At 54.7% G+C, this 12,219-nt stretch carries 7 protein-coding genes; 4 read left to right on the top strand and 3 right to left on the bottom strand.

All coding sequences use genetic code 11. The features are described 5' to 3' along the window. From glgA to QZ197_RS10255, 4 genes are all read left to right on the top strand, one after another. Positions 1-1,431, top strand: a 1,431-nt coding sequence (gene glgA / locus QZ197_RS10270; RefSeq protein ID WP_296431831.1) for a glycogen synthase GlgA, incomplete at its 5' end; no start/stop codon positions are given. Next, the gene (gene glgX, locus QZ197_RS10265) at positions 1,428-3,512 is read left to right on the top strand and encodes a glycogen debranching protein GlgX (RefSeq protein ID WP_296431830.1); all 2,085 of its coding nucleotides are present in this window, start codon (positions 1,428-1,430) and stop codon (positions 3,510-3,512) included. The genes glgA and glgX, both read left to right, overlap by 4 nt. Positions 3,513-3,514: 2 nt before the next feature. Further along, positions 3,515-5,146 (top strand): alpha-D-glucose phosphate-specific phosphoglucomutase, encoded by a 1,632-nt coding sequence (locus QZ197_RS10260; protein WP_296431829.1) that lies wholly within the window; start codon positions 3,515-3,517, stop codon positions 5,144-5,146. Between the two features lie 51 nt (positions 5,147-5,197). Then, positions 5,198-7,573, top strand: coding sequence for a glycogen/starch/alpha-glucan phosphorylase (locus tag QZ197_RS10255; protein WP_296431832.1), 2,376 nt, complete (start codon positions 5,198-5,200; stop codon positions 7,571-7,573). Here QZ197_RS10255 and QZ197_RS10250 read toward each other — a convergent pair. The 3 genes from QZ197_RS10250 to QZ197_RS10240 form a co-directional block, all read right to left on the bottom strand. Continuing rightward, positions 7,565-9,151 carry an alpha-glucosidase gene (locus QZ197_RS10250; RefSeq protein WP_296431828.1) on the bottom strand — a complete coding sequence of 529 codons (1,587 nt, stop codon included), beginning with the start codon at positions 9,149-9,151 and terminating at the stop codon, positions 7,565-7,567. The genes QZ197_RS10255 and QZ197_RS10250 overlap by 9 nt on opposite strands. 111 nt (positions 9,152-9,262) lie before the next feature. Beyond that, positions 9,263-10,144, bottom strand: a complete 882-nt coding sequence (locus tag QZ197_RS10245) for a bile acid:sodium symporter (protein WP_296431827.1) — start codon at positions 10,142-10,144, stop codon at positions 9,263-9,265. A 3-nt stretch (positions 10,145-10,147) separates the two neighbouring features. Next, on the bottom strand, positions 10,148-11,866 hold the full coding sequence (locus QZ197_RS10240) for an AMP-binding protein (RefSeq protein ID WP_296431826.1): 1,719 nt from the start codon (positions 11,864-11,866) through the stop codon (positions 10,148-10,150). Between the last annotated feature and the right edge of the window lie 353 nt (positions 11,867-12,219).

Below are 12,219 nucleotides of genomic sequence, written 5' to 3'. Positions count from 1 at the left end.
ATGACCAAAGCGCTTTTCGTTGTGTCTGAATGTGCCCCGCTGGTGAAAACCGGCGGGCTGGCTGATGTGGCAGGCGCGTTGCCGATCGCATTGGCCGAACACGGTGTTGCAGTGCGGGTGCTTTTGCCCGGCTATCGCACTGTGCTGGGGCAGATCGGAAAAGCAAAAACCGTTGCGACCTATAAAAACCTTTTCGGCGGGACTGCAAAGTTGCGCGCCTGTCAGGTTGCGGGCCTTGACCTGCTGATCCTAGATGCCCCACATCTTTATGACCGTGACGGCGCGATCTACGGCGATGCGACAGGCAAAGACTGGCCCGATAATCCCGAAAGGTTTGCAGCCCTTTGCAAAGTTGCTGCGATGATTGCGGCAGACGGCGTCGGCGATTGGACCCCTGATATTGTGCATGGTCACGATTGGCAGGCTGGGCTGACACCAGAGTATTTGCACGCGCTAGGCGTGGATGTGCCGTTTGTCTTTACGGTCCACAATATTGCGTTTCACGGAAACACGGCATCGAACAGGCTTAAGTCACTTGAACTGGATGCCGCACGTTTCACGCCCGAGCATTTTGAATTCTGGGGACAGATTTCTGCCCTAAAGGCAGGGCTTGTGGGTGCTGCCAAGATCACAACCGTATCGCAAACCTATGCCGAAGAATTGCTGACACCCGCATTCGGGATCGGCATGGACGGTGTGCTGCGCGCACGGCAAGCGGACCTTACGGGCATTGTAAACGGGATTGATCTGGCGGTGTGGAACCCTGCGACTGACCCCAACATAAAGCCCTACAAAACCGCTACTGGCAAAGCGGCCAACAAGAAAGCACTGCGCAAGACGTTTGGGCTGGGGCAATCAGAAGGCCCACTTTGTGTACTTGTATCCCGCCTGACCGAACAAAAAGGCATCGACCTTTTTCTGGACGCACTTCCGACATTGCTGGCGCGCGGCGGACAGGTCGCATTGCTGGGATCAGGTGATCCAAAGCTAGAAGTTGCGCTGCTCGAAGCGGCAGACGTCAATGAAAACCTGTCGGTCAAAATCGGCTACAACGAAGCGCTCTCGCATCAGATGATGGCAGGTGGCGACGTCGTTCTAGTGCCGTCACGGTTTGAACCCTGCGGGCTGACCCAGCTTTACGGCCTGCGCTACGGGACATTGCCCCTGGTCGCTTTGACGGGTGGGTTGGCCGATACTGTCATCAACGCATCGCCCGCGGCCTTGGCCCGCGGCGTGGCGACAGGCGTACAATTCTTCCCTATCGATGCGCCCGCTTTGACGAACGCTTTTAGCCGCCTGTGCGATCTTTATGACGACCCAAAAACTTGGAAAACCATGCAAGCCAACGCGATGAAACAACCCGTCGGCTGGGAAACCTCTGCCGCGGCCTACAAGACGATCTATGCAAGCTGGACCGAGGCGCAATCTTGAACGTAGGCCCCTTTGAAACACGCCCTGGCTTGCCCTCACCTTTGGGTGCAACGGTAGACGCGGACGGCGTGAACTTTGCGGTGTTTTCACAACATGCGACCAAGGTAATGCTCTGCTTGTTTGACGAAGACGGGAACGAGAACCAAATCATCACATTGCCCGAACGCGAAGGCCACGTGTGGCATGGTTATTTTCCGGGCATGAAAGCGGGCCAGCAATACGGCTTTCGGATGGACGGCCCTTATACGCCCGATGAAGGTCACCGCTTCAATCCCTACAAATTGCTGATTGATCCGTATGCCAAACAACTAACGGGCCACCCGAAATGGGACAGCTCAATGTTTGGGTATCAGACGGGTCATAAGGACAAAGACCTGAGTTTCAGCAAAACCGACAGCGCGCCATTCATGCCGCGCAGTATTGTTGTTGATCCCACGTTCAACTGGGACAACGCCGCAGAACCACGGCATGCGCTTGAAAGCTCGATCATTTACGAGGCCCACGTCAAAGGCCTGACCGCTGGTCGCAGCGACATTCCAAACCCCGGCACTTATCTGGCAATGGCCTCTGATCCGATCCTCGAGCACCTCAATAACCTTGGCGTCACAGCCGTTGAACTGCTGCCCGTCCAAGCGTTCCTAAACGAGAAATTTCTGCTGGATCGCGGTTTGACGAACTACTGGGGCTATATGACCTATGGGTTCTTTGCCCCCGACCCACGCTACATGCAGGGCGCTGATATTGCAGAGTTTCAGCAGATGGTGCGCCGTTTCCATTCTGCAGGCATCGAAGTGATCTTGGACGTGGTCTATAACCATACAGCTGAAGGGTCCGAGATGGGCCCGACGTTGATGTTCCGTGGCATGGATAACGCAAGCTATTACCGTTTGGCCGATAATCCACGCTATTACATCGACGACGCAGGTTGCGGAAACACGCTTGATTTCGAAAACCCCTTTGTCATCCGCCTTGTTATGGACAGCCTGCGATACTGGGTCGAGGTCATGCATGTCGACGGGTTCCGCTTTGACCTTTGCTCGGCTCTTGGGCGCACTGCGCGCGGGTTTGAACGCGACGGGCCGTTCTTTCGCGCCATTGGCCAAGACCCGGTTCTGAACCGCGTAAAACTGATCGCAGAGCCTTGGGACATTGGACCGGGCGGGTATCAGTTGGGCGCCTACCCTGCGCCATTTGCCGAATGGAACGACAAATACCGCGATAACGTGCGTGAATTCTGGCGTGGCAATCGCGGCATGGTCAAAGATGTCGCCGAACGCTTGGTCGGCTCTGCCCCGTATTTCGACCACGACGGGCGGGCCGCGACCTCATCTTTAAACTTTCTGACGGCCCACGACGGTTTCACGCTGCAAGATACGGTTAGCTACAACGCCAAGAACAATCTGGCCAATGGCGAGGATGACCGCGACGGACATTCCAACAACCATTCCGACAACATGGGGGTTGAGGGGCCAACTGACGATCCAGAAATCTCGGCCGCGCGCATGCGCCGAAAACGCAACCTGATGGCCACGTTGTTGTTGTCGCAGGGCACCCCAATGATCCTTGCGGGGGACGAACTTAGCAATTCGCAAGGTGGCAACAACAATGCCTACTGCCAAGACAACGAGATCGGTTGGGTCAATTGGCCGGAAGAAGGTGATCCTTTCTTCACCTTTTGCCAGCAGGCAATTGCCTTTCGTAAAATGCACCCGCTGTTGCGGCAAACACGTTTCCTGCATTCGCGCCAGCGACTGGTGGACGGCGAACCTGATTTGTTCTGGCGTCAGTCTAACGGTGATCCGATGCGTCAAGAAGATTGGGATAATCCCGACCTTGATACGCTGGTGGCTGAAATGCGTATGGCGTCAGGGTCGCCCGAATACGTCAAACGCGAAGGGGCATTGCTGGTCGTCTTGAACCGAGGCGACGCCGTCGAGATTGCACCACCGGATTTACCAAGTGGTGACACTTGGGTACGCCGCTTTGATACCAGCCAGGACGACGCGATTAAGGTCACGCTAGGAATGCTGGTGGCCGCCGACAGTGTCGTGGTATTTTCACAAGAGACCATGGAGGACTAGACATGCCGATGCAAAACGTTCGGACCACTCCGATTGACGGGCAAAAACCGGGAACAAGCGGGCTTCGCAAGAAAACTGCAGTTTTCAAGCGTCCGCATTATCTGGAAAACTATGTGCAGGCGATCTTTGACGGTATAGGCGGCATTGCAGGCAAGACCCTCGTTGTTGGCGGCGACGGTCGTTATTTCAACGATAGCGCAATCCAGATTATCTTGCGAATGGCGGCGGCAAATGATGCGGCCAAATGCATCGTAGGTCAGGGTGGTATTCTATCGACACCTGCCGCGTCGCATCTGATCCGACTACGCCAAGCAGGTGGCGGACTGATCCTGTCGGCCAGCCACAATCCGGGTGGACCAGACGCCGATTTTGGCCTGAAATATAACGGGCCGAATGGCGGCCCCGCGTCCGAAGCCGTGACAGACAAGATTTTTGAGCGCACCAAAACGCTGGATTTCTACAAGATCATCGCGGCCGATGATGTCGATTTGGGGACCATCGGCACCCAAACTCTTGAGGACATGACGGTCGAAATCGTCGACCCAGTCGCGGACTACGCTGCATTGATGCAAACCATCGTTGATTTCGACAAAATTCGCGCGCTGTTCGCGGGTGGGTTTACGATGTGCTTTGACGCAATGCATGCCGTCACAGGACCCTATGCATATGCCATTCTCGAAGGCGAATTGGGCGCCGCCAAAGGAACCGTTATCAACGGTATGCCAAGCCCGGATTTCGGTGGCGGGCATCCCGATCCAAACCCGATTTGGGCAAAGGAACTGATGGATAAAATGTTGGGTGCAAACGCGCCTGATTTCGGCGCGGCCTCTGATGGCGACGGTGACCGCAATATGATCGTGGGACGCGGCGCTTACGTGACGCCCTCTGATAGCTTAGCGTTATTGACCGCAAAGGCACATCTTGCTCCTGCCTATAGCAGCGGCCTGTCCGGTGTCGCGCGGTCTATGCCGACATCTCGGGCGGTGGACCGTGTTGCGGCAAGCCTAGGGATTGAATGCTTTGAAACACCCACAGGCTGGAAGTTCTTCGGCAATCTACTGGACGCTGGTAAAGTCACGCTTTGTGGCGAAGAAAGTGCTGGAACAGGGTCTGATCACGTCCGCGAAAAGGACGGGCTTTGGGCCGTTTTGCTGTGGCTGAATATTCTGGCAGAAACCAAGAAATCAGTGGCTGATCTCATGGGTGATCTTTGGGCCGCACACGGGCGCTGCTATTATGCCCGCCTTGATTACGAAGATGTGGATAGCGACAAAGCGCATGCGATGGTCGATGCATTGCGCACAGCATTGCCATCGCTGGGTGGCAAAGCGGTCGGCGGGATGACAGTCGAAAATGCAGATGAGTTTTCCTACCTTGATCCCGTCGACGGATCGACATCAGCAGGCCAAGGCATTCGGATCGCATTCGCTGGCGGTGCGCGGGCCGTATTCAGACTATCCGGCACAGGCACCCAAGGGGCGACAATCCGGATTTATCTTGAGCAGTTGGAAACTGACCCAGATCGTTTGCATCTGGAACCCGGAACCGTTTTGGCGCAAGTGCGTGGCGCTGCACTGGCCTTGTCTGATTTAACTGCTATGACAGGGCGGGTTGATCCGGACGTTGTAACTTAACGCCGATCATTCGCAGGCAAACTAGACGACAAAGAGGTTTTCGTGAGCGTGATGCATGACTTATCTGCTGAGGCAATGCGCGTGCGCATTGATCAGCATCTGACCTATACGCTGGGCAAGGATAAACCCAACGCCAGCCTTTATGACTGGCGCATGGCCGTCAGCTATGCCGTGCGCGACTTGATTGTGGAACCGTGGTTCGCAGCAACCCGCAAGACCTATCAAGCGCAGGGTAAACGGGTCTACTACCTGTCGATGGAATTTCTGATCGGTCGCATCCTCGAGGACGCAATGGTGAACCTTAATCTACGTGACACCGTGGCGCAGGTGCTGGACGCAGAGGGTATTTCCATCGCCGATCTGATCGAAGACGAACCGGATGCGGCCCTTGGCAATGGTGGCTTGGGAAGACTAGCAGCTTGTTTCCTTGAAAGCATGTCAACGCTGGCCTGCCCCGCTTACGGCTATGGCATCCGCTACGAACACGGCCTGTTTCGCCAGAAGTTCGAAGGCGGCCGTCAGGTTGAACACCCCGAAGATTGGCTGAACCAACCGCATCCGTGGGAATTCGAGCGGCCAGAGGCCCGCTATACAATTCCTTTCAAAGGGTTCGTTGACGAAAACGCCACATGGCACCCGTCCGAGACTGTTTTTGCCCGCGCCTACGACATGCCCGTGATCGGCTGGCAAGGTGGGTGGGCAAATACGCTGCGCCTTTGGGGTGCGCATCCGACCGAACATTTCGACCTTGAACGCTTTAACGCGGGCGATCACACCGCCGCCGCTGCGCCCGAAGCCTTGGCGCGCACTTTGTCGCGCGTTCTATACCCAGAGGACACGACCGATACGGGCAAGGAGCTGCGCCTTAAGCAGGAATTCTTCCTGACGTCCGCCGCGCTGCAGGATATTCTGCGCCGGTTCCTCAGTGAATATGACGACCTTGAAATGCTACCTCAAAAGGTCGCGATCCAACTGAATGACACCCACCCTGCCCTTGCTGGTCCAGAACTGATCCGGCTGTTGACCGACGTGCATGGGCTTGACTGGGACACCGCGAAACGCATCGCATCTGGTTGTTTGAACTACACCAACCACACACTTTTGCCCGAAGCGTTGGAAACATGGTCCACTTGGCTGATGGGGCGCGTTTTACCCCGCCACATGGATATCATCGAACGGATCGACACAGAGCACCGTGCGGCAACGGGTTGCACGCCCGATCTGGGCATTGTGTTGCATGACCAAGTGCACATGGGCACGCTGGCTTTTGTGATGGCCTCGCACGTGAACGGCGTTTCCGCCCTGCATACGGACTTGATGAAAGAGACCGTTTTTGCGGACCTCGACGGACTTTACCCTGCGAAAATCGTAAACCAAACCAATGGTGTCACGCCGCGCCGCTGGATCAAGCTGTCCAATCCTGCCCTGTCCAAAGTCCTCACTGATGTCATCGGCGCAGGCTGGGAAAGCGATTTGGACAAACTGCAAGGACTCCTGGCGCACGAGGAAGATTACGACCTACGCGACGCTTTGGGAGCGGCCAAGCGCGCAAACAAAGTCGCCTTGTCCAATTGGACCGCTGACACGTTAGGTGTCGCGATCAACCCTGATGCGATGTTCGACGTGCAGATCAAACGTATCCATGAATACAAACGTCAACTGCTCAATATCTTCGAAACAATCGCGCGTTGGTCCGCTATTCGCGCCAACCCGACAGGCGATTGGACGCCGCGGGTGAAGATCTTTGGCGGCAAAGCGGCACCGGGTTATTTCATCGCCAAAGACATCATTCATTTCATCAATGACGTGGCCCATACGATCAACAACGATCCGGTAACCGGTGATCTGCTAAAAGTAATTTATCCTGCCAACTACAACGTCTCAATGGCGCAGCGTTTGATCCCCGCGACCGATCTGTCGGAGCAGATTTCAACTGCGGGCAAAGAGGCGTCAGGCACCGGCAACATGAAGTTCACCATGAACGGCGCACTAACCATTGGCACGCTAGACGGGGCCAACGTTGAAATTCGCGAGCATGTAGGGCCTGAGAATTTCTTTCTGTTCGGCATGACCGCAGTAGAGGTCCAAGCCCGTTATCAGGTTCCCGATCACGCCCGTCAGGCGATTCAAGCCAGCCAATCATTGCAAGACATTCTGCAAATGATTGTCGAAGGACGCTTTAGCCCCGATGACAAAACCCGCCACAACGGGTTGGTCGATGCGATCTGGAACCATGATCCGTTCTTGGTCGCGTCAGATTTCGATAGCTATCTGGCATGCCAATCACAAGTGGACAGCCTTTTCGCGCAGCCAGACGATTGGAACCGTCTAGTCCTGCGCAACATCGCTGGATCCGGCTACTTTTCGTCAGATCGCACGATCAAAGGCTACATGAACGACATCTGGGACGTAAAAAGCTTAGGTTAGGTAGGCGAAACCGTTGCCTTCCAAGGTCAACTTGCCACCCTTCAAAGTCGCCGCGTTTCCGACGGCTATCGCTGATGCTTTGGACATCGGAATGGTTTGCGTATCTTTGGACAGGTTGAAAACGCACGTCAGCATTTGCTCATCCGAAGTGCGTGTAAATGCCAACAAAGGTTCCGGCAAAGAGATGAAAGCGGTCTTGCCGTGTGTCAGCGCAGGGCTGGCTTTGCGGTAGGCGATCATGTCTGTGTAGTAGGCCAGAATACTGCCCTCACCCTGCTGATCGACAGCCTTGGCCGCTTGCGGAGCTTTCACTGGCAGCCACGGTTTCCCCGTCGAAAAGCCAGCATTGGCTGCGTCTTTTTCCCAAACCATCGGCGTGCGGCATCCATCACGGCCTTTGACGGCAGGCCAATAACGGATCGCGGGCGGGTCGGTCAGCTCCTCGAAAACCAGTTCGGTTTCAGTCTGACCCAGTTCTTCACCCTGATAAATACCAATGGTGCCTTCGAACGACATCAGCATTGCGCAGGCCAGACGGGCCATCGCATCCTCGGACACAGAGTATTCAGCCCAGCGCGAAACTTGGCGGGGGACATCATGGTTGCTAAATGACCAATAAGGGTGACCATCAGGCGCGCCCGTCTGGAAACCTTCGATACAGTTGCGGAAGTGTTCCGCGTTGAAATCCGGTCCCAACATAGCAAAGCTATAGGCCATATGCAGACGGTCTGTGCCCGCCGTGTATTCGCCCATTATCTCGATAGAACGACGCCCCATTTCCCCGACTTCGCCGACCATCATGATGTCTTCGTACTGGTCGGTCAGCGCGCGCAGCCGCTCCAGGAACGCTAGATTTTCAGGGCGCGTCTTGTTGTAGATATTGTTCTGCATCCCATAAAGATCGGTGGCCATGACTTGCGGTTTGGCTTGTGCAGGCGGGTTGGACCGCAGTTTCTGATCGTGAAAATAGTAGTTCACCGTATCAAGGCGGAAACCGTCCAAACCACGGTCAAGCCAGAACTTGCAGGTCTCGAGGATTGCATCGATCACATCAGGATTGTGGAAATTCAGGTCCGGCTGCGAGGCAAGAAAATTGTGCAAGAAATACTGGCCGCGGCCCGGATCAAACTCCCAAGCTGGACCCCCAAAGTGGCTGTGCCAGTTCGTAGGCGGTGCACCGTCAGGTAGTGGATCGGCCCAAACATACCAATCCGCCTTTGGGTTCGTGCGGTCCTTGCGGGATTCTTTGAACCACTCATGCTGATCAGAGCTGTGCGACAAAACCTGATCCACGATGACTTTCAGGCCACGCGCATGGGCGGCCTCTATCAGTTCGTCAAAGGCGTTCAGATCGCCGAACAACGGATCAACTGCCAAATAGTCAGAGACGTCATATCCCATATCTGCCTGCGGCGAGGCGAAAATCGGCGATAGCCAAATGCAATCCACGCCAAGCGACGCAATATAATCCAACCGCCGCGTGATGCCCGCTAGATCGCCGACACCATCGCCGTCATCATCTTGGTATGATCGCGGATAGACTTGGTAAATTACGGCACTGCGCCACCATTCGTGCATGTTTTCTTCCCTGCTTCGTTCTATGGCAAATCAGATTAATGGGCCACTGACGCGCGTATTTGCACTAAAGTCTAGTCCAAAGATAGTCGTTTTCACGCTGCACCTTCGCCCCTAAAGCAATCCATTCGGTAATGGCTGTTCATTCGCAGTGTTCACGCGACGGAACCAAAGCGTCACCATTGTCGACGTGATCACGATAAACAGGGAATATAGGACCGGCACAGCCATGATCGCTTGCGCCTCGGTGCCCGCAAACGTGAAGGCAATAATCGCAATGGCTAGTGGACCGTTCTGGATGCCCGTTTCAAGGGCCACAGTGCGTGCATTGCGTGGATGCAATTTCAGCAAGATGGAAAACCCATAACCCAACGCAAAGCCGAACAAGCCAAGCACGACAGATCCAAAGTATGTGGCCCATGTCGTCGTCAGCAGGAATTCCCAATTGCGTGGAATCCATGACACGATCAAAAATAGAATGAAGAAAATCGCGAGCATAGATCCCATGAATTCGGTCACCGCACCTACGTTGGAATTGAACTTTCGCAACACCATGCCGATTGCCACAGGCACCAGCAGCAACACGAGCGTCGCAATGATATTCTCGCGCGGGATATCCAGATCAAGCGCGCCGGCATAAACCACCAGAACAATCGGGATCAGGATCACGCCAAAGACGGTCGATGTTACGGTCATCAAGACAGACAGCGCTAGGTTACCTTTTGAAAAGTATGTAAAGATGTTCGAAGTGGTCCCGCCCGGCATACAAGCCATGATCAAAATGCCGATCTTGATCGGGTCGGACACAGGCAAAGTCGACGCAAGGATAAAACCGATCAGCGGCATAAATCCGTATTGCGATACAACACCAATCATCAATCCGTAAGGCCGCTTTAGGGCGAGCGTAAAATCACGCGGCGTCAGGGACGCGCCCATCCCCAACATGATCACAAAAATCATCAAGGCCAGAATGGCTTGCTCTAGTGGTCCAACCATTGCTTAACCCTCCGCTTTGCTGAGTTCTTCTGCGCGCAGGTCTTTGCGCAGGATTTTTCCGACATTCGATTTAGGCAACTCTTCGCGGAATTCGACCGTCTTGGGAACTTTGTAGGCCGTCAGATGCTCTTTGCAGTAAGCGCGCACGGCGTCCTTATTCAGGGTCTCGTCGCGCTTGACGATAAAGGCTTTGACTGCCTCGCCCGAGGCGCCGTCCGGCACGCCGATGACAGCGACCTCTTCCACACCGGGGTGGGCCGCGATCACGTCTTCGATTTCGTTAGGATAAACATTAAAGCCAGACACAAGGATCATGTCCTTCTTGCGGTCGACCACGCGGAAATAACCGTCTTCGTCCATAACCCCGATATCACCAGTCAAAAGCCAGCCGTTCTGGATGGTCTTGGCGGTTTCTTCGGGTTTGTTCCAATAACCCTTCATGATCTGCGGGCCTTTGGCGATCAATTCGCCGGGTTCGCCTTGCGGAACATCTTTGCCGTCTTCATCAACGCATTTCAGATCCGTCGAAGGTAGCGGCACACCGATAGAGTTCAGGCGGGTTTTGCCAAATGGATTAAACGTCAAAACTGGCGATGATTCAGTCAGGCCGTAGCCTTCTAGCACAGATTTGCCAGTGACCGCCTCCCAACGCTCCGCCACGACGCTTTGTAGGGCCATGCCGCCTGCAGACGCGAATTTCAGATGCTTGGGCGGCGTGTCTTGAAACCAGACCTCGCCGTTCAGACCGTTGAACAGGGTGTTCACACCGCTCATCCAAGTGATCTTGTAGTTCTCGAATGCGCGTTTGAGGTTGCTTAGGGGGCGCGGGTTCGGGATCAGGATATTGTGCGCGCCGATCGAATAGAACCCTAGGAAATTCACCGTGAACGCAAAGATATGATAAAGTGGCAATGCCGTCAGAGCGACCTCTTTCCCTTTATCAAGGTTCGGGATCAGCTCCATGGTTTGTTCCATGTTCATCAAGATATTCGTGTGGGTCAGCATCGCGCCTTTCGACACACCCGTCGTGCCGCCTGTGTACTGCAGGCAAGCCACATCATCAGGATCGATCATGCTGCGATAAGCTTCGAGCCCCTTATCAAGCGTCTTTTTCGACATGCGCCCTGCATCCACGGCATCTGGCAGGCGGATATGCGGAATTGTGATGGGGTGGATCGTTTTATCCCAGTACTTCTGGACGAGTCCCACAATCGCCTTTGGCATTGCAGGCAGGTATTCGGCGACACGGGTCACGATGACTGTCGGAATAGCGAATTCTTTGACAGCTTCGGCCAATTTGTCTGCGAACATATCAACGATAAAGATGGCCTTGGGTTCGGCATCCTTGAACTGCTTGACCATTTCTTCGGCGGTATAAAGCGGGTTGATGTTTACCAAAACGCAACCAGCCTTGAAGATGCCCATGGCGGCAATCGGATAGGACAGACCGTTGGGCAGCTGAATTGCAACACGGTCCCCTGCGTTCAGGCCTGCGACCTCGCGCAAATAAACGGCCATCGCATCTGACATCTCATCGGCTTGGCGGTAGGTCAAAGTGCCGTTCATGCCGTTGGGCAGGCAGGCCGTGAAGGCAGGCAGATCCCCATACACATCAGCTGTGGCACTGATAAAGTCACCAATCGTCCGGTATTGCGGGGCATCAATGGTCTTGCGAACAGACGGGCCATAAAAGGCCGTCCATGGACGTTCTTGATCTTGCAAAACACTTCCTCCCAAAAGCTTTCTGGCGACGATAACCTAGTTTGCTGCTTTGTGAAGTGTCCGTGCATGCGGCAAGATCGATATGACCCAACGTTTTCAACGGTCAAAGGGGCAAATTCCACTTCACGATCGAAAAACATGACCCTGAAACAACAAAAGGGCGAAGATTACCTTCGCCCTTTTGCTCGATTTAGTTTTGGTCGTGCTGCTTAGAACGACATTTCCATCTGCAGCTGAACGCCAATGCTTTCATAATCGTCAGCGCCGATGCCGTCATAGCTGGTTGCCGCGCTCAAGATGATACCGCTATCCAAGGCATAACGTGTACCAAAGTGGATGCGCGCCCGCTCGCC

This window comes from Yoonia sp. (genome assembly GCF_017854415.1).
GTDB lineage: Bacteria > Pseudomonadota > Alphaproteobacteria > Rhodobacterales > Rhodobacteraceae > Yoonia.
This window is presented reverse-complemented; position numbering and strand designations above follow the sequence as displayed.

What these genes read in the sequence shown, in the direction of transcription:
- QZ197_RS10260 (WP_296431829.1), top strand. Translation starts at nt 3,515, where the DNA reads ATGCCGATGCAAAACGTTCGGACCACTCCGATTGACGGGCAAAAACCG.
- QZ197_RS10255 (WP_296431832.1), top strand. Translation starts at nt 5,198, where the DNA reads ATGCATGACTTATCTGCTGAGGCAATGCGCGTGCGCATTGATCAGCAT.
- QZ197_RS10250 (WP_296431828.1), bottom strand. Translation starts at nt 9,151, where the DNA reads ATGCACGAATGGTGGCGCAGTGCCGTAATTTACCAAGTCTATCCGCGA.
- QZ197_RS10245 (WP_296431827.1), bottom strand. Translation starts at nt 10,144, where the DNA reads ATGGTTGGACCACTAGAGCAAGCCATTCTGGCCTTGATGATTTTTGTG.